Origin of the sequence: Rhizobium sp. AG207R (genome assembly GCF_027109195.1) — a bacterium.
In the GTDB taxonomy this organism is placed as follows: domain Bacteria; phylum Pseudomonadota; class Alphaproteobacteria; order Rhizobiales; family Rhizobiaceae; genus Rhizobium; species Rhizobium dioscoreae.
The window spans coordinates 205,872-225,344 of the sequence record NZ_JAEPVT010000006.1; the positions used below are offsets into that span (position 1 = coordinate 205,872).

The following is a 19,473-nucleotide window of genomic DNA, read 5'->3' on the forward strand; positions in this document are numbered from 1 at the left end:
TTGATGTTGGAAGAGATCGCCTTGCGGCTCGATCCTTTTTTAAGAGGCATCGGAGCTGCTCGTCTCAGGCTGCTCGTCAGGCGTGGGATCGACAGCGGCGAGGAGGTCGCTGATCAGATGGCCGTCGGCTGCAGCGTCCGTTTCGATTTGTCCCATATCCGAAAGCAAATCGTCGCGCTTATCTTCCGCAGCGTAATACAGATCCCTAGCGGCATTGTATTCGGCTGCGGCCTCGTCGATTTCCTTGCGTTTAGCCTTTGCGAGCTCGACGTATTCGGAAAAGTCCTTCATCGCCGATGTCTCCTTACGGCTTGAAGATCTGATATCCGATGACGAGCGTGCCGTTGATGGCGGCGCTGGCATGGATATTCTGGATCGTGATGACGACGGAACCGGCGGCCGGGGTGACATCGGCGACCGTCGGCGTGCCTGTGGTAGCCGTGCCCTTGCCGACCGTGACGATGACGATTTCGTCAGCAGCGATCTTCGAGTTCGTCAGGGTGAGGACGTGGGTACCGCCTGCGGCCGTCGTCAGGGCGCCGGTCGTGATCTTGCCGGACGTCTTGTTCAGCGTTGCCGTGCCGGTACCGCCGGTGCCGGTTGCCGTGGCGGTCTTGGTACCGTCATCGAAGATCGGGGCGCCGGTCGGGACATCGATCGCGAAGTTACGGCCATAGATTGAGTGCTTTGCAGGCATGGTTCATGCTCCTTGCTTTTGCTGTTTGCTTGATGGAGGATTTCACCAAAGGGCGACGAGATTGGTCGCCGTGGTACCGGTCTGGTTGATGCGCCTGGCTCGGATGGGAAGAGTGACGCCAGCCGGGACCGCCTTGAAGACGACCGCATTACCTGCTTGGGTCACAGCGGCGACATCGCCTGTTACGCCGACATAGACATACCGCGTCAGGAAAGGCAGATCGTTAGTGTCGGACGTGGTGATGGCGGCATAGTTGGAGGCCGGGGCGCTCGGCGAATTCGCCGGATTGCCCATTTGGTCGATCGCTGCCATGGGGGTCTCCTTAAACCTTGATGCCGGCCGACTTCAGAACGGATGTCGCGGCGTTGATGACGCGCTGCCATTCCCGCTTGTTCGTCGGCTTGGCCTTCTTTGCCGCGGCGATCTTTTTCTTGGCGGCGGCGAGTTGCTTGTCTGGCATAGCTATTGCCTCATTGCTGGAAAACCCGGCCAGCAGTTATGCCGATCGGGCTGCGAAGTCATGAAATGTGACTGGCTTCGATGCGCTGTTGTCGAGATAGAGGTCTTGGATGCCGCTCATGTCATAGCCAGTGCCCAAAATCATCATGGCTTCACCTTTAAATTCGGGGCGCTGGACTATGTAACAGTTCATGATGGTGAAATCGCCTTTAGGGCGTATCGGCCTTGAAACCGAAAGATACGCATTGGCCAAAATACCGTCATGGGCGATGACGTTCGCCCCATCCACCCGGAAAGGACGCCCATCGAACATCGCTTCGAGCGCGTCGGAGTCGTCGTGGATACCATCGGCGTAAAGCACCGGGGCCGAAGCCACCTTCTGGCCAAGCGGAAGGCCGTCTAAAACGACAGCTGCAGCCGTAATGGTAAGAAGGCCTCGGAGGAATGATCGCCTCGTCGTTTCCATTTTCGATACTCCAAAGAAAAACCCGCCACCGAAAGGTGACGGGCTGATATCCGTCTTTCCGGATTGTCACCTACTCGGCCCGTAGGCCTTTCGCGCTTCGTTGCCTTGCGGCGAATTGGCTCCAAGGGCCGCGATTGACGGTCGTATCCTTGGCTTACGGCGCCCCCGGAGGGGATTTTGCTACACCCGCGCGTGCAGCAAAATGGAGCGGACAGCGGGAATCGAACCCGCGTCATGAGCTTGGAAGGCTCCAGCTCTACCATTGAGCTACGTCCGCAATAAGGGAAAAACCGCACGCGCCAAACACCGCTTAAAGCGGCTTAAGGGCGCGCCCCTCGGACGACATTAAGAGCCCCGATGGATCAGGCGGCAAATCAGTTGCAGTGATTCTATGCGACTGCCTCCAGATTTTCAAGCGGGATGTCGATTTCCAGAAGGCTATCAAGGGTTTCGATAACAGCTTTTACCTTGCCGCGAGATGAGGGACCAAGAACTCTGGCGACAAGGCCTTTGAACGGACTGCGACCGCAGATCATGGCGACCGTGTCCTTCGGCATTATCTTCTCGCGATCCTTGCGGGTCGTCTGGTGCATGGACTTGCGCTCGCGGGCCTCGCGCTCTGCGCGCTGTTTGTGGATCAAGGCCCGGTTTTCCTCTTCGACGGCACGCATGGCATCGATATCCTCTGACGGCATACGATACGGCCCCGACATTCGTGATCGACGGAGAAAGCACATAACGCCTTCGATCTGGCGAATATCCTCAAATTGGTGGCCGGCCATGTCGACGAAGGCATAACCGGTCAAAAGGGGATACCGCCGCTCGATCCATTTCTTTGTGCGATGATGGCGCACCTCGTAGTGAACTGTCGGCATAAAGAGATCGATACCTTCGTTTCGGAAGTTTCGCTCAATAATGCTTTCGAGCGCACCCGGCGTCCCGACGCTTGCCTTGGCATTGCGCTGTGATCCAGGCGCGCACCGGATCACGTACCATTGTTCTGCCGCCATTTCATTGCCCTCGTGCATTGAGCCGCCGCTCGGTTATTGGAAAATCGGTTATGCCGCCTCGATGTCATCCAAGATCGCGTCAACCATGCGATCTGTCGCAATGACCTGAAGGACCATGTAGATCAGCCGCTCGACGGTTATTCCCCGTCGCTCTGCAAAAGGCCGAAGCCTTGACACGGTGGACGCGCTATAGAGGAGTTGTCTCGCCTCGATCGGCTTTGCCTGCCGGTCCTTCTTCCTGACGGCCGTAAGGCCATTGCGTCGAAACGTGCAACGAACGTATTCCGGTCCAGCGCCAAGCGCCGCGGCTATCTCGTCCGTGGTAGCATCAGGATTTTCGAAATGAAGCCGGATCACTTCATCTTTGAGGCCTACACGACGGATATCGGAGGGCTTCATGATGATGCTCCTGCAGGCGGTAACGCCGCGATCTTGGCCCAATATTCTTCTTGCTCTGGCGTCATTGGTTCAACGGCGGAGGGCGCATAGCGGCGCTCTGCCGCTGGGTTCTGCTGCTTGAAGCGGCTAACCAAATCACGGATTTTTGCCATTTGGGCCGCATCTGTTTTCTCGCGAGGCTGCGCATCGATGATCGACTCCTTCGACAGCTGCAGGCGGTTGAGATCGCTGCGAACCGCCAGCGCTTCTTTGCGGGCCAGCGCTGCGAACTCCGGTGGTGTCGGCACGAAAGCGCGATTGATCTCATATTCGCCGCGAATAATCTTGGTCGTCGCCTTCTGGACGCCGCAAGCGGACACGCCAGCGAGAGCAAACCCATAGACGTCTGGCGCCTTGTCCGGGTCCATTCCGCTCGGCAACGCCAGACCGGCGGCGAGCAAGGACCGGATGGCTTTCGAAACGTGATCATCAGTGACCGGAGCGAGGCGCTCGTTCAGCTCGCCAATCTGCCGATCCAAGGTCGAGAGTGTTGCCGGTAAATTCGTCATCTCGGGTAGTTCCTAATTTCCTGTCGAAAGCTGCGATTGCCGCGTTGTGGCGTTCCTGGAAGGCGGTCTGGCGAGGCGGAGCTTGCTGATGTGGCGATCGACCGCCCCCTCGATCCTGCTCGCGAGCAAGCCACGCGACGACGAAGCGGCGCATGCCGGTTGATGTCTTTCGGTTTCGTTCGTTGGCGATCAGCCATTGGCGCATCGAGCGAAGCTGCTGCATGACGTCGATGCCGGGATATGCTTCCGACCAGTCGGTGATATCGGCTTGGGAAACGGCGACCAGTTCGCCCCTGGTTGCCGGCAGCTCGATCACCGTCGGCGAGGCCGGAGCGGATTTTTCCGCCTCCGGGCAAGCATCCGAACGAAGTGAGGATGTCTGGGTGGTAGTTAATTTCTTTAGGGGGTTTGGGGGATTTTCTTTATCAGAAGGAGGGGCAGCACCGCCGTCTGAATCGTCTGAATCGTCTTGATTGTCTGAATCAAGACGCGATTTAGACGCCTTCTTGCTATCATAATACCGCTTGTTGCGCGCTTGCCTAGCGGAGAGCACCGGCTGAACTGGAATGGATTCAGCCTCAAATGCCTCTGCAGCCACAAGGGCCTGCTCGATCGTGAGGCCGGCTTCAAGCATGCGCCGAATAGCGGCGGATACGCTCATTTCACCACCTCGATAGTGATGCCATGGCAAGCGCGCATGAGCTTTTGCTTAAGACGGAATACGGGCGTGGAAACGCCTTTCACGTCAATGACGCGACGACGGCGCGCGAGATTATCCCAGAAGACGAAATCAGCCCTGTAGGTGGCCACCAGAACGCCGTTGACGGTTAAGGCGTAGGGACGCTGCAGTTCGACGTCCGTCACCTCGCCGGCGCGCTCGCGCAGCTTGAGATGGGCATAGTAAGCGGCCTCGGCTTTGCTATCGAAGAGAATGCCGTCTATGAGTGTACGCTCTGCCTTGAATTTGTTACCGCGCTTAGGCTTGGTGATAGCAGCCTGATATTCCTGCCGCGTCATGGTGACGGTCATGCAATCCTCCCGGCGCGTATCTCGCGCAACTGGACGCGGACACGCTGATCGTAGCCGCGATGATATGAGAGATGCTTTTCGCGGCGCTCCTGGTGACGGCGGTTCATTTCTTCATTGATGAGGCGATCGGCTTCGGCCGGGGTAATGCCGAGGAGCTTGGCTATTGCTTCGACATCAGGACCAGAGATGGAATAGGCTTCGAGGAACGTCATTTTACCACCTCAAGCTTCCGCTTTGACGGCGGCTTGCGCGGACCATAGCCGGAGCCGAACGGCTGACTGTCGTTCTTGTGGCCGACCGGATCGCTCCGAAGTTGCGCTCTCACCTTCTCGACGCCGACGTCTACTTCCATCTGGTAGACACGATCGTTCGGGATGTGATCGCAGACGACGTAGAATTCGATCGGCTCATCGCTTACGACCGTGAAGCCACCTTGAGCATCCATATTGATGACTACTCGGTTCATGCGGCCATCCCCGGAACTATCACCGCGCCGGCAAGTTCTTCCGCGATAGGAGAACGCACATGGTCCAATGGTGGAGTAAGCCCGTTATCGTGGACACCCGGAAGCCGGGCGCAAGGCTGGTCATTTCCAATTCGGAACGGGCGGCCGAGTTCATGCTCAACGAATGGCCGACTGTCGAAGAAGGAGCGGCCTATGTTGCCGCCAAGAAGGCGCTGCTGGCGTCCCATGAAGGAAAGCTTGATGATGAGAAGGCCCGAGCGGCTTTCATCGAGGCGCTTGTCGAGGGCGACATCTATATTTTTGAGAAGTGAGATCATGCCGCCGCCCCTTCCCCGTTACGACGGTCAAGCGCCTTCAGAGAACGTTGGCACCGGTCACGAAGCCGGGTGATGATCGCGAGCTTCGAAAGCTTCACGCCATTGTCGCCCTTGTTCATGCTGCCCTTGAGACGGAAGATTTGAGCGTCTAGCTCTTCAATTTCTTCGCGGAGGAAATCGGCTTCGGTCATCAGTGCTGCACTCCGTACTCAGCCTCGATACCGGCAAGCCAGTCCAACCCCTTGCGCGCAACGCGCCGGTGGCTTTCCTGGCAGCAGCTATCATTCATGCGAACGGAGATATCGGACCAGCGACCGTGCATCATTTTGACGGCGGCTGTGAGCGCATCCTTAAACGTGGCGTATTCGCCCCAGAAAGGACCACCATGACCGCAATAGCCGCCAACGCTATCACCGGTGTTGATGGACCAGGTGCCATTGTCGTTAGTCATGATCCCGATTTTCCCCCAGCTCCATCCACTCTTGTCGAGGTTGGTCTGAAGCCAAAGCGGCTCGGCGCATGTGGGCACCGGCACCGGCATCATGAGGTCGAACATCGAAAGCTGCTGCATCACTCACCTCACACGAGAAGCGGCTGCACGGAGCCGTCAGCAAAAACGGCGTCCATCGGGGTGTCTGCGGTAGGCTCATCGCCATCCCAGCCATTCGGCCAAGTGCCGAGCGATATCAGCTCACGGATTCGCGCTTCTTCCTCAGCATTGATCAGGTCGACGTGAGGACGGCCAAGGCGGTCGGCATCGAGATTGATTTCTGACTGAATCGACATGATGCGACCAAGCGCCATCAGTCTCGCCTCGAACGTCAGCGGGCCCATGCGCTGCTTGTTCTTGGCCGTGGCGATGTCGCCGTTCTCGTCGATGCCAGTCTTCTTGAGCCGGTTGCGCGGCTCACGGAGCTCACGATAGAGCGGCTTCAAACCGAACAGCGGCGAAATGTATGACCAGAACGGAACGCGGACGACGGTTTCAAGCCCGAGATCGCGGGCAGCAAGAGGACATCCGTTACATCCGGTCCTGGCATTGATCTCCTGTGCCTCGTCGCCTCCATAGGCATCGACGACAGCCGACGTGTCCCAAGCGCCATACTCTTCCATGCGGGCATAGATCTTGAGCCAGTCGAAGACATTGCAGACGCGCCAGTGAAGGATTGGCGCCAATGTGGCGATGCGACCGCGAATGCCCTTGGCTTCCGGAACAACCTGCTGATACCAGCCCTGACCGCACTCGGCACCGTCCTTGCCACAGGACATCGCTATGCGACCATCACGGATAGCGCTCTCGCCCTGGCGAACGCCGGTGATCATCAGGATAGATCCGTCGAGCTCGTTGATCCGACGCTCAAGCGCCGCGGTCATCGGGTCTACCTTGATCTGACGGGTGCACCAGCGGAACGTGTTGTTGTTCGGCGGAGGAACGCCACGGCCCAGCATGTAGACGAGGAAGCGCTGATCCATCGGCGCGCAGACGGTTTCGCAGTGAATGCCACGCGCGCGGAGGCGATCGAGCAAGCCCTCAGCAGCGATTGCAAGAGGGGGCAGTTCCATACGGGTGTCAGCATAGAGAACGCTGATAGACTTCGGAGCCGCGAGCCGGCCGGCGTCGATCAGATGAATGATGACGGTCAACGTGGCGGTGCTGTCTTTGCCTCCGGAGAAAGCGAATACCCAGTGATCGTGGGCTTGGCCGTATGCCTGCATCGACTGCAGCGTCATCTCGACAGCCTCGTCGTACACAAGACGCTTGCTACCCTCGAACAAGGTTGGCTGATGAATGCTCATCTCAGTCTCCCATGATCCATTCTGCCCGATCGGCCCACTTATTCGCTCGACGGCGCCACCGATCGGCCAGCCACGCGCGCATCGAAAGCGGCAACCTTTTTGTCCAGCGCAGCCAGACGGGCGCGTAATTCCTGTTGCTCACGGTGAGCCTCCTCAATGATCGCTGCCTTGAGCGCTTCCATTTCCTCAGCGTCGATCCGGCGGGCGGTACCGTCGCGGATCGATCGAATTCGTCTCGGCGTCACTTCCTTCGTCACCTTGGGGCTGACGAAGCGGTACGCCGCGAAAATCGCTCCCTTTACCGATCCGTAACGGCTCTCTGGGAACGCCTCCTTCAAAAGGTTTTGTGCATAAAAAGCGTCAGTCATGACCTTGGCCCTGTTTGCCAATTCCTTGTCTTTGTTTGACAACACCTTGTCCGTCTCCTGTGCGATCACTCGTCTCGTTCAACGGAGACTTCAGATGCACCGGAAAGACGATGATCGCGACGAAGGGGAAAACCTTGCCGGGCTTTCGCCCTTCGTCGCCGGCTCAGACCGCCGCCTGAATGCCGTGATTCCATTTCCGCGAGACCGTTCCGCCATCGGTCTCGCCAACGAGGGGACCGAAGCCGCATCGGTCCCCTCACCTTTCATTCCGCTCGGAAATGCGACGGCTGCAGTTGTGATGCGCCTGTCGAAGCAATTCCCTCGGATTAAAGTCCTCGTCGCGGACGCCGGGAGAGAGGAGAGCACCCGCGACGAGTCTTGAGCGCGGTAGAGGTGACCCGCGCCCATTTGAAATTCAGTCTCGACCGGTCGGGCAAGGAAACGGGCTTCTGTCGTCGCCCTCCGGAGCGCCCATGTCGGAACCAGTCATCTCGTCCTTGCGACCCATCCACTCGATCGTGAAAACCGCCCCGAAGAAGAGAGTGCCGATAAGCCCAGCAATGAGGAAAAGCTCGAAGGCTTCCGTCATGATGCCCTCCTGAGGAAAGGCTCACGGCCGTTGGCGATGAGAACTGCGTCGATCTGGGCGAGGATACCGTCTCGACCGACCAATTTGCGCCGACCGCGGTAGCCGACCGGGACGAGCGAATAAAACTTCCGCTCGGTCCGGAGGACATAACCATAGGAAAGCATGAGGTTCTGGATGTAGGTCCAATCCTGGGAGAAGCCGCGGTCAAAGCGCCGAACACCATGCCTAGCGATGTAGTCCGCCGTCATCGCCGCCACATCGGCGCGAATTGCGGTCTTTGGGGGATTTCGGAAATTGAGAATGTTCATGCTGCCTCCCTGATAATCACAGGCTTTTGGTCAACGGCCAGCGCATAACCTTTGCCCCAAAGCGTATCGATGCGGACGCCAATCGGATCGAGCTTCTTGCGAGCCTTACAGATGAAGACATCGATGATTTTGATTTCTGGTTCTTCGCCCTCTGCAGCGAACTGGTACAGCCAGTCGAGCGCAGCTTCTTTCGTCAGGACGCGCGGGAAGACTTCGGCCAAACGCTGGACGAGCAAGGCTTCGGAACCTGTCAGAACGGCAAACTTCCCGTTAGCGACGACCATGCCGCGCTCCGGAAGAAATGTGACCGGCAATTCGGTGATGCTCTGGCCGCAAACCGGGCAAGTGCAATTAGGCTGCATCTGCCACCTCCCGCGCCGCGCCGCTCTTGATCAATGCATTGATCTGGCGCGTGATGATGAATTGGACGGGATTGCCGCTATGTGCACTTTCTATCCTCGCGGCATAAAGCATCTCGGAAAGATTGATGTCGTCGAAGATGTCGAAGAGCCGAGCCGGATTGGAAAGTGCCTCTGGCTTCGTTCTGATTGCGCGGCCAATTCCGTTAATCATCGCTCCGAAGAGCATTCCAGGATTGCCGTCCGACGTCTCGACGATGCATTGGAGAATAGTCGTCAGGATCGCGCTGCCGTAGAAATCAAGGGCGCGCTGCAGGACGGTGATCGATCTCGTCTCGCCGGAAAGAAAACCTTCCTTCTTACGCGTTACTTTGACATTCGCTGCGTCAAGTACCCTCTGGAGCGCGACGGCCGAAGGCTTTTTGGCAGCAAGTTCGGCAAACCAAAGATCGATTGGCTGAACTGGCGTCACATTGCCGTTGATTGCCGCGAACGCAGCCGCCGCCTCAGACGCCGTGCAGGAGAGAACGTAGCAGGGGACCGCCTCGATCCCGATGGTAGCCGCCGCTGTCGTCCGGTGCTGGCCGTCGACAATCGAATAGGTGTCGCCATCCTGCGTTACGATGACCGGGAGGAACTTCGCCCAATCGAAGTTCTCACATATGCGTTTGATATTCTTGACAGAACCCTGCGAAATCGCGCGCTGATAGACGCTGTCGACGAAGAGCTTCTCAATCGAGATAATCTCAAAACGACCGATATGACCGCCAATGCGCCCACCTTCGATCTCACCACCAAGCTTCAGAATTGGGAAAAGCGTATCGTTCATGCGATCCTCTCGAAATTTTCCCGAGCTTCACGAAGCGTGCGGCCCGACGCGGATTTCCCTGTCTCGGCACAAACAATGATGACTGTGCCGTCATGCGTTCGGATGATTGAGCGATAGCGACGTGCGCGAATGTCCTGCAGAGCAGAAAGGATGCGATCAGCACATGCAGAGGTCATGGGCACATCCCTCCTGCATCATCGGTCAATGCGGGGCAGACGACTTTAGATGCATCTGCCCCGCGACGGGCCGTCACCGTCTCGGCTGCCGGCGAAGCTTCCCGAGAGGTTTCGGCTTTCTGATCGTCTTCCCAATCGCTGTAGAAGGTATCGGAGTCATGGATAACGGAGGCTCCGTCACGAATTTCCATAACTTCACCGAAGTGCTTGACATCAAGCTTCCCGCAGACATCAATCCGCATACGCCCAGTCTCAACCTCGAAATCATTCACAGGCCACCAATCGCTGTCGCCACAGAAGCGTGCGAAGAAGGGCTGCGGGAGGCTGTTGATGTAATCCATGCGGAGAAGATCGCTCACGCCGTGTCCCCTTCCCTTATCGCCCGCCTGCAGGAATGGCAATGATCAGCCGTTCCAGACTTGCAATGATCTCTATGCTGGCAATTCGGTCGGAAACGGTGCTTGATGGCCGGAGCGGGATTGACGAGGGCTCCGGCCGAAATGGCGGCGGTTGGTTCGACGGTTACATGATCGCCTCCTGTGTTGGCGGCGGCGCTGCTCGTGTCGTGTGTCGGACTTACGCGCTCGGCGCTGGGGGCTTCGGCTTCGCCTTGAGAGGCCGAAGCGATCTCGGAATTGGTGGGGAGGTCGACCGAAGCCGCCTCCCCTTCGGAATGGCCCTCACGATCCGCAAGCGTCCCGGCTCCTGTCCCGGCGGGAGAGGCTTCGGCTTGCGGACCTGCCTCTGGGGATGGCTCATCGTTGGTCGAGGGCCTCTGGTGCGTCTCTTCGAAGACTTCGCCGGTAGCCGGATCGAAATCCTCATGCGTATGCGCGATAGCAACTGGCGTGCCAGATGCACGGTGATAAGCCTGCAGGTAAGTATCGAAGACGCTTTCAGCCTCGGCGACAGCGCCCTCGCCCTGTTTCAGGACCTTGCGGAGGTGCGCAACGAGCTTGCCCATGACCGTCTTGTCGTAACCTTCGGCCTTTGCTTCCGCGTAGACGTCACGGACATCGTCGCCGAGCGCGTCTTGTTCTTCCTTCAAGCGGAGAACGCGATCAATGTAGATCTTCAGCTGCTTGTCGGCGGTCATATCAGCCCATCCCGGCGCGCTTTGCGCTCAACCTCTTGCGATTTGATGGAATCCTGATGCCAAAGAATGGCGAGCCCGATCAAATAGATCGCCGCAACGGCTATGAAGCCTGTGATTATATCTTGGCTCATGCTGCGGCCTCAGACTGGAGAAACATCTCTATGTTGAGATCAACGTTCAGCTCAGAGCGCGCCGCCTCGATGATTGGCACCCAGTATCCCTGCGGGATTCTTCCCCTGTCTTTCCATCCCTGGACGGTGGAAATTGGGAATGCCTTTTCATCGGTTGAGAGCAGCCTGGCAGTCTTGGTAAGGCCACCAAGCTTGTTCATGATAATGTTTTCGGCAGGGCTCATCGGTGAAACTTTGCGGGTCCATGGTTGGTTTTACGCATTCATACGCACATTGCGTAAATATGTCAACGTGGAAAACGTAAACGCAAACTGCGTAATGTCGATTTCATGATGGACAGCACGAGAATCACCCAAAAAATCCGGAGCCTTATGTTGCGTGCGGGGCTCACGATGGATGAACTTGCCCAGCGCATGGGAATGGCGGGCGCGTCCAGCATCCAGCGATATGTGAAGGATGGAGAATACAAAAAGGATTCGATCACCCCGGATCTCGCAAAGAAGCTGATAAAGGCGCTGGTCGGGCGTGGAGCGCCGCCGATCGTCGCGGCTGAGATTTGGGAGTTAACCGGCCTTCCGGGCGCTTCAAGCACGTGGATATCCTCGTTCGATCCGGACGCGCCAGTCGTCGATGAAGAACCGCGGCCGGCGCTATCTTCAAAAGACATCCCAGAGATAGACATCATTGCTGGCTTAGGCGGAGGAGGTGTTGCGCTCCTCGAGAACGTGTCGAAGAATGGCATCGTCTTTTCACAAGAGGTTGTCCGTGATCATTGGCGCCTTCCCGAGCCGATGCTGATGAGGATGAACGTCAAGGCAAGCCATGTTGCAGCTTTTCCCGCACAGGGAGATTCGATGCTTCCTACGATAGAAGATGGGGATGTTGTGTTCATCGACACGCGACACCGCGTCCCGTCGCCGCCTGGCATTTATGCTCTTGCCGATGAATTTGGCGGCGTCGTCGTCAAGCGCCTTGAGGTAACATCTGGGGATAGCCCGGAGGAAATCATGGTTAGGATATCCTCAGATAACCCACGGCACCTTGCTAGGGAGCGTGCCCTAAGTGAGATTTATATCATCGGTCGCTTCATCGGTCGCTTCACGTCGAAATGAAAAGGGCGGCCGAAGCCGCCCCAACCATCATGTTCTTGTCAGGAAGCGCTCATTCCGTGTTCGGATATCGGCGACGACTATACCCACAACCATTTCGTTGAATTTTTCTCGCTGCACGTAGCGCGACTGGTAACGCGAGTTTTCCCTTGAAAGACAGAGCTTTCCTTCTGCGTCCATGGTATTAACTACCTGAACGAGTTCGATGCCCAAGCCGGCATCGATGAGGTAAATCCCCTCACCTTGATACGTCGTCACAGGCGCTGTCAAAACGAAGTCGCGCCCGCCTCGAAGTAACGGCTCCATCGCATCACCTATGACGGGATGTATCCTGAAATTGTCGATGGCTGGCTTCAGGTGGTATGCTGAGATTGCAAAAAGATCATTCATGTTTGGCGCCGATCTCTTTGCTTGCCGGTGGGTCGGTAATTACTTTGGATAATGCCGTCCAACATTCTCGCGTGACTGTCGATTTTACCGACCCGATGGTACAATGCCCTTGCATGTTGATTTTCTCCGAATTCAACGTGTTTTCCGATGATAGGGCGAAGCGGGACGTGCATGACTCGCTTCGCCTTTTTCGTTTTTATCTCGCCCCCTCTGACACGCTCCCTTCAGTAAAGTAGAACATTATAAATCATGGGCAGACGCATGTAAGCGCGTCAACCAGATATGGCCACTGGCCAATATTTATTTCCCCCGATGTGACCTGTATGCACGCGGCATGAGCGACGAGAGTCCTAGCCGATCGTTAGACAAGATCATCATCCGTTTGCCCGACGGATTGAAGGAACGGATTCAGCGCGCCGCAGTTGAAAATGGGCGATCCGTAAATTCTGAATTGGTTGCTCTGCTTGAGCGCGAATACCCACCAATCTTAAAATTGAATGAACAACTTCAAGAAATAGTTGATTTGATCGCTAAATTCCCACCAGATGAGCGCGAAGAGGTCTGGGAAAACGCTAGACGAAAATTGGAAGAGGCTCGCCCAAAGCCAAACCCATAAGGTCGCGCTTCCCCAATAGAGCAGTCCATGAACGCCGACGATATTTGATCGGCGTTTTTTTTCGTTTACTGCGTTACGCAGGTTGCGCAAATTATTTTACGCGTCATTCGTAAAAAGGACTTGCTCTTTACGCATCATGCGTATATTCCTACTCTCATCAACACCGCACCGACACAAGCCAACGGGCAAGGAAGTCGGGGAGATGAGGGAAGAGAATGGCAAAGCGCATCGAGAATATCGACGTTGAAGTCGGAAACCGCATCAAGGACTTCCGCAAGATCCGTGGCGTGACGCAGACCGATCTTGCAACCGCACTCGGCATCACTTTCCAGCAGGTCCAGAAATACGAGAAGGGCACGAACCGCATTTCGGTCGGCAGCCTCGTCGCCATCTGCCGGGTGCTGAACATCGAGCCGATGGATTTGCTCGGGGTTTACTTCGGAAACAGCGAAGGTTCGGCAACGCCAATCCTCCTCGCCGAGGTCAAAACTCTTCGCACCAAGCTTTCTGACATTCAGCAGCTTTGCGCCTGAGGACGGAACGATGGCAACTCTTCAATTCACATTCGAGCAAGTGACGATCCCGCTCTACGGCGAAGGCGCGCTCTTCTATGGCGAGGCAGCGCTTGAAAGCTCCTGCGAGGATGACAGCGAATTTTATGTCGCTTCGATCCAGCTCGGCAACAAGAGCGTGCTGACGCGCCCGAGCCGCATCAACAACGCCGATCCGGTCGGAGCCTTTCTCTTCACTGAAATCGTGAAGCAGATCGAGGACGACAAGACGGTCGTTGGCGGTCAGGCGGCGCGTGAATGGGCCGACGCGGTATCCGGCAATGTCGACCCTGCTCCCGTCCTTCGTCGCCGTCGCGGAATGCCGCTCTCCTATTCGACGACGCGCGTTCCTGAATATCGCGCTGGTCGCTGATCAATCGCCCACAAGAGGAAACTACATGTCAAAAATCGTCCGTACAAAGACGCGAGCTGAAGGCGGCATTACGCCGGAAGAAAAAACACGCATGGATGAACATTCTAAGCTCTGGATCGGTCGCGCTATGCGCACTGAGCCTATCGAGCCCGAGAAGATCATTCCCGCGATAGAGGGGCTTTACAAAGTCGCAGGACTGAAAACGCCACGGATTGTCATCGTTCCTTCGCCTCTCGTCATGGCTTTCGCCTACGGTGCTTCGGCAGCGATCTGGTATGCTCGAAAGAATGGTAAGGCCACCAGCGCCGCCACCGACGCCGCCACCAGCGCCGCCACCTACGCCGCCACCTACGCCGCCACCTACGCCGCCACCTACGCCGCCACCTACGCCGCCACCGACGCCGCCACCGACGCCGCCACCAGCGCCGCCACCGACGCCGCCACCGACGCCGCCACCTACGCCGCCACCAGCGCCGCCACCTACGCCGCCACCGACGCCGCCACCGACGCCGCCACCAGCGCCGCCACCGACGCCGCCACCAGCGCCGCCACCAGCGCCGCCACCGACGCCGCCACCGACGCCGCCACCAGCGCCGCCACCTACGCCGCCACCAGCGCCGCCACCGACGCCGCCACCTACGCCGCCACCAGCGCCGCCACCGACGATAAAAAGTCTAGCGCCAAAGGCGCGAAAGCTCTCGCAGAGAGCGCAGCGGCGCGCGTATGCCGGGAGCTTGGCGGCGATCTAGGGATTAGCTGCGCGCCGCGTTGGTACAATTCTTATCAGGGCGGCAACATGTGGGCCGGCTATGACTGCTACCTGACGGCTTGCCGCGATATTCTCGGCTTGGAACTGCGCGAGCACGAAGGCTACGCTCACTGGGAGCAGGCAGCGATCCACGGCGGGTTCCGTGTCATGCACGAGGAATTCTGCCTCGTGTCAGATTTCCCCGAAACCCTGAAGGTAGACGACCAGAACCGCCCACATTGTGAGAATGGTCCGTCGCATCGCTGGCGTGATGGCTGGTGCCTTTATTATTGGCATGGCGTCCAGATCCCGGCTGAATGGATCGAGGACAAGGAAAGCCTGACAGCCAAGACCGCGCTGACCTGGGCGAACATTGAGCAGCGTCGCGCCGCTCTTGAAATCGTTGGCTGGCACAATGTTCTGCGCGAACTGAATGCCAAGGTCATCGACGAGCATCCGGATCCGCTTTGCGGCGCGCTCGTTGAAGTCCAGCTTCCCGATCTCGACCGCAAGAGCCGCTTCATCCACGCACGCTGCGGCACAAATCGAGAATTCGCGATTGGCGTTCCGCCTGAATGCCAGACCGTGAAGTCAGCGCAGGCATGGCTAACCGGCCTTCCTGTTGAATCCTTCGAATTTCCCACCATCAGAACCTGAAGCTGAAAGGAACTGCACATGCGCATTATTGAAACTCTCGGAGCACAGGGCGAGATCCGGATGTTCCGTGTCGATGAAATTCCCTCTTCGGCAAAGCCCGTGGCGAAGGAGAATGGCAAGTTCATTATCGGCCACAGCGAAACCGGACATCATCACGTGCTCGAAGCCGAACGCGTCGCTGTCTTCGCCGATCCAGACGCACCGCAAGGCATGACTGTTCTGTACGCGATCCTCGAAAGCTCCGGCAGGCTCGAACATCTTCGCGGCCACGATACTCACGCGCCGCATGCCTTCGATCCCGGCGACAAGATCATGTTCCGGACGGAACGCGAATTCGACCCCTACGCAGAATTGGCCCGCAGGGTCGCAGACTAGGCCGATGGAGTTCGGCGTGGGCCTTCGGGCCCAGTTCGAAATTCATCTTTTAACGAGGTCCGAAATGCAAAGATGTGACCTGAAATTACACCGCGAATGCTCATGCCTCCCCGGCGAATGCGCCGTCGCTCCTATGCGATCGATCATGGATACCAGCAATACGCCGGTCATCCAGTTTACGGCGCGCCAGCAGTTCGCCGGCATGCTGATGCTCGTCACCTTCTTCACCGTCATCGGCTGGGCCGCGCTCTACAACGCCAATGAGGCCTATCGCGTCCAGCAGCTCAGAAATCAGGAGAGCTCCGTCCATGTCGCACGCCGCTGAAAACTTCATTCGTGGCGCGGAAGCGGCCCGCCGATTGGCTGCCGATTATCGCCGCGATGCCCAGAGCAACGAAACCCCTCCTGCCCTCAGAGACAAATGGCTTGCCGACGCCGTGCGCGCCGATGAGCGAGCTGACTGGTACGAGAACCACGCGAGGATGATGCAATGAACGCTTTCGAACGCTTCAATATTCGCTCCCTGTCGCCGACGATGATTGCGCAATGGGATGCAGCCCCGGCCACCCTTATCCTTCGCCGGCTCTACGGTATCAAGGGAAAAGCCAACGAGAAAATGTGGCGCGGCGATGCCGTCGAGGCCGGCCTACAGTTTTGGCTTCATAACCGGACGCGCGAAGACAGCATGGCAAATGCGAAGCTCCTGGCAACTGACACTTTTTGGCAGCGTGCCGAAGGCGAGATTTCAGATGAGATCGAAGCCGCGGCTGCGATGGTGCCAGCGATGGTCGAGCAAGCTGTTATGGCGGCATCGGACAAGACGGTTCCGCTGATGGGCACGCAGTTCGGCGTCGAAGCCTTCCTGGATGACGTTGATGTGCCAGTCTACGGCAAGATCGACTTCCTTTTCGAGGACAAGTCGATCATCGAACTCAAGACGACGACCCGCTGCCCGTCGAAGCTCGAAAACGTGTCGATGTCGCATCGCTGGCAGGCTGCATTCTATGCCAAGGCGCGCGGCGTTCCGGTCAATCTGGTTTATGTGACCGATAAAAAGTCAGCGACGTTTGAAGTCTTGCCGGACGATCCATCGCTTATTCTCTTCCGTCGCGCCGCCCTCAGCCTGCAAAAAGCGCTTGCGAAGACGGAAGACGGCGAACAGTTGCTCCGATCCCTGTCTCTCAACGTCGAGAGCTTCTATTGGGACGACGAAATGCGTGTCGCATATGAGGATGCGCTCGAAGGTAAGCTGAAGCTTCTCGTCGGTCCCGGCACCGAAGACCTTGCCGCTCAGGGCTATGTCACGTTCGGCAAGCATTCCGGCAAGCACATTTCCGAGCTTCCCGATAGCTATCTCAACTGGCTGATGAACCCGAAGCTTTCGGACGGCGGCTTTTTCGATGTGCCGAAGCAGCTTCAGGTCGCAATCGCCGATATGCGGGAGGCCGCATGATGTCTACAGACGACGCATTGAAGGCGCTGCGCGCACCTTTCCCCGATAACCAGATCAGTCAAAAGCCAAAGGAAACCAAACAGCAAAAGGAAGAGCGGGAGCGTGATCGACGCCTCGGTATCCGCTGCCAGCTTTGTGGACAGTGGCATCATAAAGAAACTATCCACCTGGATTACGTCGGCCACGCAGCACTTACGGACCGGCTCCTTGATGTAGATCCGCTTTGGAATTGGGAGCCTGTTTCATTCACGCAAGATGGTCAGCCAGCCTTCGACCGTATGGGCGGAATGTGGATAAAGCTCACGGTCTGCGGTCATACCCGCCTCGGATACGGCCACGCTGACGGCAAAACCGGCGGCGATGCGGTGAAGGAGGTTATTGGCGATGCAATGAGGAACGCAGCAATGCGTTTTGGGGCTGCCTTGGACCTTTGGCATAAGGGTGATCTTCATCCTGTCGATCCCAACGGCGAGAACGATGACACCCCAGCCGGTGGCGAAAGCACGAAACCGCCAAAAGCTACGGCCGCAGATCAAAAGCGAGGCCTTGGGGAAATCGAACGCGAATTAGTCGACTGCCGAACGCCAGGTGATGTCGTAAAGCTTCTGAACGCTTGGGCAGAAGATGCGCAAAAGGCCGGTTGGTCAAAAGACTATTGGGACGAAGCTCGTCGCCGTTTTGCTCGGCGAAAGAAGGAGCTTGAAGAGGCCAGCGACGATTTCCCGGGCGACCGTAAGAGCGGTACCGGAGCCCGTAATGCCGCCGGACGCGAGCTTCACAACGCCGAGGCCTTCTGACGATGTCGACCAACAACCGCATAGTTGAGACCGAGCAGGCGCGGGATATGCTGGTGAAGTTTATCACGGGCAAGAAGCTCCCATTCAGTGTGTCAATCACCGACGGCAAGCACCGGACCAGCGATCAGAACCGCCTTCAGCGTCAATGGGTATTGGAAATCTCGGCTCAACTCGGAGACCAGACGCCGGAAGAGGTGCGCGGCTACTGCAAGCTTCACTTCGGCGTGCCTATCCTTCGGAACGAGAACGACGTGTTCAAGGCCGAATATGATGCTGTGATCATGCCGCTCCCCTACGAGCACAAGCTGAAGCTCATGATGGTGCCGTTTGACTTCGGGGTTACCCGTATCATGACGACGCGCCAGAAGACGGCCTATCTCGACGCCGTCCATCGTCATTTTTCCCAACAGGGCGTCATCCTAACCAATCCTGAAGATTTGAAGAACCGGAGGGCGGCATGACTACGAAGAAACGTCTCCTGCCAGGTAGTATGTCTGATGAGGACGCGCTGACCTGCGGCGATCCTATCACCGCCTTCATCGCGCGCCTTTCGGTCTCGAAGGTCCACGACGAACTGACAGACTTCGTCAATGCCGAGATCCAGCGCCCCGGCGCAGACGTCAACCACATGCTTATAGGGTTGGCGGCATACATGGTCCAGATGCATGCGAGCCTCGCCGCCAGCTTCTTCTACGAGGATATGTCCGAGAGCGTGGCGGCTCAGTTCCAAGCAGTCTTCGACAAGACCTATCGCGTCCACTTCATCGATAGCGCGAAGGAGGCCGCGGCATGACCGACGCCATCCGCAAGCATCTTCTGAAATATCCTCAAGCACGCTCGACGACCCTCGCCTATCAGCAGATGAAAGCGGATAGGATCGCTGAACTCAAGGCCTATAACCGGTCTCAGCGCTGGCGTCGTCTCTTTGCTCGGATTCTGTCTTGGGTATGGAGGCGCGGATGAGCCGTCTCGAATTCAATCGCAAGACCAAGGCCGCGATCATCGCCCGCGCCGCCGGCCACTGCGAAAAGTGCAGAGCCGTACTTAAGACTGGCGATGGAGAGGTCGACCATATCCTTCCTTGCGCCCTTGGCGGCGAACCAACGATTGCCAACGGTAGACTGATCTGCCGCGTCTGCCACGCTGAAAAGACAGCGGACGATATTCGGCGCATCCGCAAGTCCGATCGTCAACGCGACAAGGCGTCCGGCGCCGTGCGGCCTTCGGCGAAGATCAAATCAGCCGGCTTCCCCAAATCCGAAAAGGCATTGCGCCGGCAGCCTAAGCCGAGCCTGCAGCCCAGACCGCTATATCGGGAGATCGATCAGTGACCTCCCTGGCCCCATTCAGAACCAAAGGC

40 protein-coding genes and 1 tRNA gene are annotated in these 19,473 nt (G+C 57.6%); 16 read left to right on the forward strand and 25 right to left on the reverse strand.

The window, feature by feature from the left end; all coding sequences use genetic code 11:
* Nucleotides 1–39 precede the first annotated feature (39 nt).
* The 13 genes from JJQ51_RS15980 to JJQ51_RS16040 form a co-directional block, all read right to left on the reverse strand.
* Nucleotides 40–291 (reverse strand): hypothetical protein, encoded by a 252-nt coding sequence (locus tag JJQ51_RS15980; protein ID WP_269244900.1) that lies wholly within the window; start codon nucleotides 289–291, stop codon nucleotides 40–42.
* Nucleotides 292–304: 13 nt separating this feature from the next.
* Entirely contained in the window at nucleotides 305–697 is a 393-nt protein-coding gene (locus tag JJQ51_RS15985; RefSeq protein ID WP_269244901.1) for a hypothetical protein, read from the reverse strand.
* A 42-nt stretch (nucleotides 698–739) separates the two neighbouring features.
* Nucleotides 740–1,009 carry a spike base protein, RCAP_Rcc01079 family gene (locus JJQ51_RS15990; protein WP_269244902.1) on the reverse strand — a complete coding sequence of 90 codons (270 nt, stop codon included), beginning with the start codon at nucleotides 1,007–1,009 and terminating at the stop codon, nucleotides 740–742.
* A 10-nt stretch (nucleotides 1,010–1,019) separates the two neighbouring features.
* Entirely contained in the window at nucleotides 1,020–1,157 is a 138-nt protein-coding gene (locus JJQ51_RS15995) for a hypothetical protein (protein ID WP_269244903.1), read from the reverse strand.
* A gap of 36 nt (nucleotides 1,158–1,193) precedes the next feature.
* On the reverse strand, nucleotides 1,194–1,622 hold the full coding sequence (locus JJQ51_RS16000; RefSeq protein WP_269244904.1) for a twin-arginine translocation signal domain-containing protein: 429 nt from the start codon (nucleotides 1,620–1,622) through the stop codon (nucleotides 1,194–1,196).
* 203 nt (nucleotides 1,623–1,825) lie between these two features.
* A tRNA-Gly gene (locus JJQ51_RS16005) sits at nucleotides 1,826–1,899 on the reverse strand.
* Nucleotides 1,900–2,011: 112 nt separating this feature from the next.
* Complete coding sequence (locus tag JJQ51_RS16010; protein ID WP_269244905.1) at nucleotides 2,012–2,632, reverse strand: transcription termination/antitermination NusG family protein; 621 nt, start codon at nucleotides 2,630–2,632, stop codon at nucleotides 2,012–2,014.
* A gap of 48 nt (nucleotides 2,633–2,680) precedes the next feature.
* Complete coding sequence (locus JJQ51_RS16015; protein WP_269244906.1) at nucleotides 2,681–3,031, reverse strand: hypothetical protein; 351 nt, start codon at nucleotides 3,029–3,031, stop codon at nucleotides 2,681–2,683.
* Nucleotides 3,028–3,438 (reverse strand): hypothetical protein, encoded by a 411-nt coding sequence (locus JJQ51_RS16020; RefSeq protein ID WP_269244907.1) that lies wholly within the window; start codon nucleotides 3,436–3,438, stop codon nucleotides 3,028–3,030. The genes JJQ51_RS16015 and JJQ51_RS16020 overlap by 4 nt, the downstream gene beginning before the upstream one ends.
* 61 nt (nucleotides 3,439–3,499) lie before the next feature.
* Complete coding sequence (locus tag JJQ51_RS16025; protein WP_269244908.1) at nucleotides 3,500–4,240, reverse strand: hypothetical protein; 741 nt, start codon at nucleotides 4,238–4,240, stop codon at nucleotides 3,500–3,502.
* Nucleotides 4,237–4,608, reverse strand: coding sequence for a DUF1064 domain-containing protein (locus tag JJQ51_RS16030; RefSeq protein ID WP_269244909.1), 372 nt, complete (start codon nucleotides 4,606–4,608; stop codon nucleotides 4,237–4,239). Before JJQ51_RS16030 ends, JJQ51_RS16025 begins: the two co-directional genes overlap by 4 nt.
* Nucleotides 4,605–4,820 carry a hypothetical protein gene (locus JJQ51_RS16035; protein WP_269244910.1) on the reverse strand — a complete coding sequence of 72 codons (216 nt, stop codon included), beginning with the start codon at nucleotides 4,818–4,820 and terminating at the stop codon, nucleotides 4,605–4,607. The genes JJQ51_RS16030 and JJQ51_RS16035 overlap by 4 nt, the downstream gene beginning before the upstream one ends.
* The gene (locus JJQ51_RS16040; RefSeq protein WP_269244911.1) at nucleotides 4,817–5,074 is read right to left on the reverse strand and encodes a hypothetical protein; all 258 of its coding nucleotides are present in this window, start codon (nucleotides 5,072–5,074) and stop codon (nucleotides 4,817–4,819) included. Before JJQ51_RS16040 ends, JJQ51_RS16035 begins: the two co-directional genes overlap by 4 nt.
* A 59-nt stretch (nucleotides 5,075–5,133) precedes the next feature.
* Between JJQ51_RS16040 and JJQ51_RS16045 the strand changes: the two genes are divergently transcribed.
* Nucleotides 5,134–5,385, forward strand: a complete 252-nt coding sequence (locus JJQ51_RS16045) for a DUF982 domain-containing protein (RefSeq protein ID WP_269244912.1) — start codon at nucleotides 5,134–5,136, stop codon at nucleotides 5,383–5,385.
* A gap of 2 nt (nucleotides 5,386–5,387) precedes the next feature.
* Here the strand turns inward: JJQ51_RS16045 and JJQ51_RS16050 are convergent, their stop codons facing one another.
* The 4 genes from JJQ51_RS16050 to JJQ51_RS16065 are packed head-to-tail and all read right to left on the reverse strand — an operon-like array spanning nucleotide 5,388 to nucleotide 7,556.
* Nucleotides 5,388–5,582, reverse strand: coding sequence for a hypothetical protein (locus tag JJQ51_RS16050; RefSeq protein ID WP_269244913.1), 195 nt, complete (start codon nucleotides 5,580–5,582; stop codon nucleotides 5,388–5,390).
* Entirely contained in the window at nucleotides 5,582–5,962 is a 381-nt protein-coding gene (locus JJQ51_RS16055) for a hypothetical protein (protein ID WP_269244914.1), read from the reverse strand. The genes JJQ51_RS16050 and JJQ51_RS16055 overlap by 1 nt, the downstream gene beginning before the upstream one ends.
* An 8-nt stretch (nucleotides 5,963–5,970) precedes the next feature.
* Nucleotides 5,971–7,188, reverse strand: a complete 1,218-nt coding sequence (locus tag JJQ51_RS16060; RefSeq protein WP_269244915.1) for a phosphoadenosine phosphosulfate reductase family protein — start codon at nucleotides 7,186–7,188, stop codon at nucleotides 5,971–5,973.
* Nucleotides 7,189–7,226: 38 nt separating this feature from the next.
* Nucleotides 7,227–7,556: a hypothetical protein gene (locus JJQ51_RS16065; RefSeq protein WP_269244916.1), complete on the reverse strand. Its 330-nt coding sequence runs from the start codon at nucleotides 7,554–7,556 to the stop codon at nucleotides 7,227–7,229.
* Here JJQ51_RS16065 and JJQ51_RS16070 point away from each other — a divergent pair.
* The gene (locus JJQ51_RS16070) at nucleotides 7,555–7,938 is read left to right on the forward strand and encodes a hypothetical protein (RefSeq protein WP_269244917.1); all 384 of its coding nucleotides are present in this window, start codon (nucleotides 7,555–7,557) and stop codon (nucleotides 7,936–7,938) included. The two genes, JJQ51_RS16065 and JJQ51_RS16070, sit on opposite strands and share 2 nt — an antisense overlap.
* A 33-nt stretch (nucleotides 7,939–7,971) precedes the next feature.
* Here JJQ51_RS16070 and JJQ51_RS16075 read toward each other — a convergent pair whose 3' ends face one another.
* From JJQ51_RS16075 to JJQ51_RS16105, 7 genes are all read right to left on the reverse strand, one after another.
* Nucleotides 7,972–8,145, reverse strand: coding sequence for a hypothetical protein (locus tag JJQ51_RS16075; protein ID WP_269244918.1), 174 nt, complete (start codon nucleotides 8,143–8,145; stop codon nucleotides 7,972–7,974).
* The gene (locus JJQ51_RS16080) at nucleotides 8,142–8,453 is read right to left on the reverse strand and encodes a hypothetical protein (RefSeq protein ID WP_269244919.1); all 312 of its coding nucleotides are present in this window, start codon (nucleotides 8,451–8,453) and stop codon (nucleotides 8,142–8,144) included. Before JJQ51_RS16080 ends, JJQ51_RS16075 begins: the two co-directional genes overlap by 4 nt.
* Nucleotides 8,450–8,737 (reverse strand): winged helix-turn-helix domain-containing protein, encoded by a 288-nt coding sequence (locus JJQ51_RS16085; RefSeq protein ID WP_269244920.1) that lies wholly within the window; start codon nucleotides 8,735–8,737, stop codon nucleotides 8,450–8,452. Before JJQ51_RS16085 ends, JJQ51_RS16080 begins: the two co-directional genes overlap by 4 nt.
* A gap of 67 nt (nucleotides 8,738–8,804) precedes the next feature.
* Nucleotides 8,805–9,641 carry a ParB/RepB/Spo0J family partition protein gene (locus tag JJQ51_RS16090; protein ID WP_269244921.1) on the reverse strand — a complete coding sequence of 279 codons (837 nt, stop codon included), beginning with the start codon at nucleotides 9,639–9,641 and terminating at the stop codon, nucleotides 8,805–8,807.
* Between the two features lie 172 nt (nucleotides 9,642–9,813).
* Nucleotides 9,814–10,176, reverse strand: a complete 363-nt coding sequence (locus JJQ51_RS16095; RefSeq protein WP_269244922.1) for a hypothetical protein — start codon at nucleotides 10,174–10,176, stop codon at nucleotides 9,814–9,816.
* Complete coding sequence (locus tag JJQ51_RS16100; RefSeq protein WP_269244923.1) at nucleotides 10,173–10,913, reverse strand: DUF2312 domain-containing protein; 741 nt, start codon at nucleotides 10,911–10,913, stop codon at nucleotides 10,173–10,175. The genes JJQ51_RS16095 and JJQ51_RS16100 overlap by 4 nt, the downstream gene beginning before the upstream one ends.
* 127 nt (nucleotides 10,914–11,040) lie before the next feature.
* Nucleotides 11,041–11,244, reverse strand: a complete 204-nt coding sequence (locus JJQ51_RS16105) for a carph-isopro domain-containing protein (RefSeq protein ID WP_269244924.1) — start codon at nucleotides 11,242–11,244, stop codon at nucleotides 11,041–11,043.
* 192 nt (nucleotides 11,245–11,436) lie between these two features.
* Here JJQ51_RS16105 and JJQ51_RS16110 point away from each other — a divergent pair, with 192 nt between their 5' ends.
* A complete protein-coding gene (locus JJQ51_RS16110; RefSeq protein WP_269244925.1) occupies nucleotides 11,437–12,156 on the forward strand; it encodes a S24 family peptidase in 720 nt (239 codons plus the stop codon).
* Between the two features lie 27 nt (nucleotides 12,157–12,183).
* On the opposite strand, the gene JJQ51_RS16115 is transcribed toward JJQ51_RS16110, so the two are convergent.
* Complete coding sequence (locus JJQ51_RS16115; RefSeq protein WP_269244926.1) at nucleotides 12,184–12,543, reverse strand: hypothetical protein; 360 nt, start codon at nucleotides 12,541–12,543, stop codon at nucleotides 12,184–12,186.
* Nucleotides 12,544–12,877: 334 nt separating this feature from the next.
* Here JJQ51_RS16115 and JJQ51_RS16120 point away from each other — a divergent pair, with 334 nt between their 5' ends.
* The 13 genes from JJQ51_RS16120 (at nucleotide 12,878) to JJQ51_RS16180 (ending at nucleotide 19,444) form a co-directional block, all read left to right on the forward strand.
* Complete coding sequence (locus JJQ51_RS16120; RefSeq protein ID WP_269244927.1) at nucleotides 12,878–13,159, forward strand: Arc family DNA-binding protein; 282 nt, start codon at nucleotides 12,878–12,880, stop codon at nucleotides 13,157–13,159.
* A gap of 215 nt (nucleotides 13,160–13,374) precedes the next feature.
* Nucleotides 13,375–13,692 carry a helix-turn-helix domain-containing protein gene (locus JJQ51_RS16125; protein ID WP_269244928.1) on the forward strand — a complete coding sequence of 106 codons (318 nt, stop codon included), beginning with the start codon at nucleotides 13,375–13,377 and terminating at the stop codon, nucleotides 13,690–13,692.
* 10 nt (nucleotides 13,693–13,702) lie between these two features.
* Nucleotides 13,703–14,083 carry a hypothetical protein gene (locus JJQ51_RS16130; protein ID WP_269244929.1) on the forward strand — a complete coding sequence of 127 codons (381 nt, stop codon included), beginning with the start codon at nucleotides 13,703–13,705 and terminating at the stop codon, nucleotides 14,081–14,083.
* 25 nt (nucleotides 14,084–14,108) lie between these two features.
* A complete protein-coding gene (locus tag JJQ51_RS16135) occupies nucleotides 14,109–15,488 on the forward strand; it encodes a DUF6745 domain-containing protein (RefSeq protein ID WP_269244930.1) in 1,380 nt (459 codons plus the stop codon).
* A gap of 18 nt (nucleotides 15,489–15,506) precedes the next feature.
* Nucleotides 15,507–15,863, forward strand: coding sequence for a hypothetical protein (locus tag JJQ51_RS16140; RefSeq protein ID WP_269244931.1), 357 nt, complete (start codon nucleotides 15,507–15,509; stop codon nucleotides 15,861–15,863).
* 145 nt (nucleotides 15,864–16,008) lie between these two features.
* Nucleotides 16,009–16,188 carry a hypothetical protein gene (locus JJQ51_RS16145; RefSeq protein ID WP_269244932.1) on the forward strand — a complete coding sequence of 60 codons (180 nt, stop codon included), beginning with the start codon at nucleotides 16,009–16,011 and terminating at the stop codon, nucleotides 16,186–16,188.
* On the forward strand, nucleotides 16,172–16,357 hold the full coding sequence (locus JJQ51_RS16150; RefSeq protein ID WP_269244933.1) for a hypothetical protein: 186 nt from the start codon (nucleotides 16,172–16,174) through the stop codon (nucleotides 16,355–16,357). Before JJQ51_RS16145 ends, JJQ51_RS16150 begins: the two co-directional genes overlap by 17 nt.
* Nucleotides 16,354–17,316, forward strand: coding sequence for a PD-(D/E)XK nuclease family protein (locus tag JJQ51_RS16155; protein WP_269244934.1), 963 nt, complete (start codon nucleotides 16,354–16,356; stop codon nucleotides 17,314–17,316). Before JJQ51_RS16150 ends, JJQ51_RS16155 begins: the two co-directional genes overlap by 4 nt.
* Nucleotides 17,313–18,113, forward strand: a complete 801-nt coding sequence (locus tag JJQ51_RS16160; RefSeq protein WP_269244935.1) for a hypothetical protein — start codon at nucleotides 17,313–17,315, stop codon at nucleotides 18,111–18,113. The genes JJQ51_RS16155 and JJQ51_RS16160 overlap by 4 nt, the downstream gene beginning before the upstream one ends.
* A 2-nt stretch (nucleotides 18,114–18,115) precedes the next feature.
* Entirely contained in the window at nucleotides 18,116–18,574 is a 459-nt protein-coding gene (locus tag JJQ51_RS16165; RefSeq protein ID WP_269244936.1) for a hypothetical protein, read from the forward strand.
* Nucleotides 18,571–18,906 carry a hypothetical protein gene (locus tag JJQ51_RS16170; protein ID WP_269244937.1) on the forward strand — a complete coding sequence of 112 codons (336 nt, stop codon included), beginning with the start codon at nucleotides 18,571–18,573 and terminating at the stop codon, nucleotides 18,904–18,906. The genes JJQ51_RS16165 and JJQ51_RS16170 overlap by 4 nt, the downstream gene beginning before the upstream one ends.
* Complete coding sequence (locus JJQ51_RS16175) at nucleotides 18,903–19,076, forward strand: hypothetical protein (RefSeq protein WP_269244938.1); 174 nt, start codon at nucleotides 18,903–18,905, stop codon at nucleotides 19,074–19,076. Before JJQ51_RS16170 ends, JJQ51_RS16175 begins: the two co-directional genes overlap by 4 nt.
* Nucleotides 19,073–19,444 carry an HNH endonuclease gene (locus JJQ51_RS16180; RefSeq protein WP_269244939.1) on the forward strand — a complete coding sequence of 124 codons (372 nt, stop codon included), beginning with the start codon at nucleotides 19,073–19,075 and terminating at the stop codon, nucleotides 19,442–19,444. The genes JJQ51_RS16175 and JJQ51_RS16180 overlap by 4 nt, the downstream gene beginning before the upstream one ends.
* Nucleotides 19,445–19,473: the final 29 nt, after the last annotated feature.

Coding starts and splice junctions, on each gene's coding strand:
- JJQ51_RS15980 (WP_269244900.1), bottom strand. CDS start 291: ATGAAGGACTTTTCCGAATACGTCGAGCTCGCAAAGGCTAAACGCAAG.
- JJQ51_RS15985 (WP_269244901.1), bottom strand. CDS start 697: ATGCCTGCAAAGCACTCAATCTATGGCCGTAACTTCGCGATCGATGTC.
- JJQ51_RS15990 (WP_269244902.1), bottom strand. CDS start 1,009: ATGGCAGCGATCGACCAAATGGGCAATCCGGCGAATTCGCCGAGCGCC.
- JJQ51_RS15995 (WP_269244903.1), bottom strand. CDS start 1,157: ATGCCAGACAAGCAACTCGCCGCCGCCAAGAAAAAGATCGCCGCGGCA.
- JJQ51_RS16000 (WP_269244904.1), bottom strand. CDS start 1,622: ATGGAAACGACGAGGCGATCATTCCTCCGAGGCCTTCTTACCATTACG.
- JJQ51_RS16010 (WP_269244905.1), bottom strand. CDS start 2,632: ATGGCGGCAGAACAATGGTACGTGATCCGGTGCGCGCCTGGATCACAG.
- JJQ51_RS16015 (WP_269244906.1), bottom strand. CDS start 3,031: ATGAAGCCCTCCGATATCCGTCGTGTAGGCCTCAAAGATGAAGTGATC.
- JJQ51_RS16020 (WP_269244907.1), bottom strand. CDS start 3,438: ATGGACCCGGACAAGGCGCCAGACGTCTATGGGTTTGCTCTCGCTGGC.
- JJQ51_RS16025 (WP_269244908.1), bottom strand. CDS start 4,240: ATGAGCGTATCCGCCGCTATTCGGCGCATGCTTGAAGCCGGCCTCACG.
- JJQ51_RS16030 (WP_269244909.1), bottom strand. CDS start 4,608: ATGACCGTCACCATGACGCGGCAGGAATATCAGGCTGCTATCACCAAG.
- JJQ51_RS16035 (WP_269244910.1), bottom strand. CDS start 4,820: ATGACGTTCCTCGAAGCCTATTCCATCTCTGGTCCTGATGTCGAAGCA.
- JJQ51_RS16040 (WP_269244911.1), bottom strand. CDS start 5,074: ATGAACCGAGTAGTCATCAATATGGATGCTCAAGGTGGCTTCACGGTC.
- JJQ51_RS16045 (WP_269244912.1), top strand. CDS start 5,134: ATGGTCCAATGGTGGAGTAAGCCCGTTATCGTGGACACCCGGAAGCCG.
- JJQ51_RS16050 (WP_269244913.1), bottom strand. CDS start 5,582: ATGACCGAAGCCGATTTCCTCCGCGAAGAAATTGAAGAGCTAGACGCT.
- JJQ51_RS16055 (WP_269244914.1), bottom strand. CDS start 5,962: ATGCAGCAGCTTTCGATGTTCGACCTCATGATGCCGGTGCCGGTGCCC.
- JJQ51_RS16060 (WP_269244915.1), bottom strand. CDS start 7,188: ATGAGCATTCATCAGCCAACCTTGTTCGAGGGTAGCAAGCGTCTTGTG.
- JJQ51_RS16070 (WP_269244917.1), top strand. CDS start 7,555: ATGACCTTGGCCCTGTTTGCCAATTCCTTGTCTTTGTTTGACAACACC.
- JJQ51_RS16065 (WP_269244916.1), bottom strand. CDS start 7,556: ATGACTGACGCTTTTTATGCACAAAACCTTTTGAAGGAGGCGTTCCCA.
- JJQ51_RS16075 (WP_269244918.1), bottom strand. CDS start 8,145: ATGACGGAAGCCTTCGAGCTTTTCCTCATTGCTGGGCTTATCGGCACT.
- JJQ51_RS16080 (WP_269244919.1), bottom strand. CDS start 8,453: ATGAACATTCTCAATTTCCGAAATCCCCCAAAGACCGCAATTCGCGCC.
- JJQ51_RS16085 (WP_269244920.1), bottom strand. CDS start 8,737: ATGGTCGTCGCTAACGGGAAGTTTGCCGTTCTGACAGGTTCCGAAGCC.
- JJQ51_RS16090 (WP_269244921.1), bottom strand. CDS start 9,641: ATGAACGATACGCTTTTCCCAATTCTGAAGCTTGGTGGTGAGATCGAA.
- JJQ51_RS16100 (WP_269244923.1), bottom strand. CDS start 10,913: ATGACCGCCGACAAGCAGCTGAAGATCTACATTGATCGCGTTCTCCGC.
- JJQ51_RS16105 (WP_269244924.1), bottom strand. CDS start 11,244: ATGAACAAGCTTGGTGGCCTTACCAAGACTGCCAGGCTGCTCTCAACC.
- JJQ51_RS16110 (WP_269244925.1), top strand. CDS start 11,437: ATGGATGAACTTGCCCAGCGCATGGGAATGGCGGGCGCGTCCAGCATC.
- JJQ51_RS16115 (WP_269244926.1), bottom strand. CDS start 12,543: ATGAATGATCTTTTTGCAATCTCAGCATACCACCTGAAGCCAGCCATC.
- JJQ51_RS16120 (WP_269244927.1), top strand. CDS start 12,878: ATGAGCGACGAGAGTCCTAGCCGATCGTTAGACAAGATCATCATCCGT.
- JJQ51_RS16125 (WP_269244928.1), top strand. CDS start 13,375: ATGGCAAAGCGCATCGAGAATATCGACGTTGAAGTCGGAAACCGCATC.
- JJQ51_RS16130 (WP_269244929.1), top strand. CDS start 13,703: ATGGCAACTCTTCAATTCACATTCGAGCAAGTGACGATCCCGCTCTAC.
- JJQ51_RS16135 (WP_269244930.1), top strand. CDS start 14,109: ATGTCAAAAATCGTCCGTACAAAGACGCGAGCTGAAGGCGGCATTACG.
- JJQ51_RS16140 (WP_269244931.1), top strand. CDS start 15,507: ATGCGCATTATTGAAACTCTCGGAGCACAGGGCGAGATCCGGATGTTC.
- JJQ51_RS16145 (WP_269244932.1), top strand. CDS start 16,009: ATGGATACCAGCAATACGCCGGTCATCCAGTTTACGGCGCGCCAGCAG.
- JJQ51_RS16150 (WP_269244933.1), top strand. CDS start 16,172: ATGTCGCACGCCGCTGAAAACTTCATTCGTGGCGCGGAAGCGGCCCGC.
- JJQ51_RS16155 (WP_269244934.1), top strand. CDS start 16,354: ATGAACGCTTTCGAACGCTTCAATATTCGCTCCCTGTCGCCGACGATG.
- JJQ51_RS16160 (WP_269244935.1), top strand. CDS start 17,313: ATGATGTCTACAGACGACGCATTGAAGGCGCTGCGCGCACCTTTCCCC.
- JJQ51_RS16165 (WP_269244936.1), top strand. CDS start 18,116: ATGTCGACCAACAACCGCATAGTTGAGACCGAGCAGGCGCGGGATATG.
- JJQ51_RS16170 (WP_269244937.1), top strand. CDS start 18,571: ATGACTACGAAGAAACGTCTCCTGCCAGGTAGTATGTCTGATGAGGAC.
- JJQ51_RS16175 (WP_269244938.1), top strand. CDS start 18,903: ATGACCGACGCCATCCGCAAGCATCTTCTGAAATATCCTCAAGCACGC.
- JJQ51_RS16180 (WP_269244939.1), top strand. CDS start 19,073: ATGAGCCGTCTCGAATTCAATCGCAAGACCAAGGCCGCGATCATCGCC.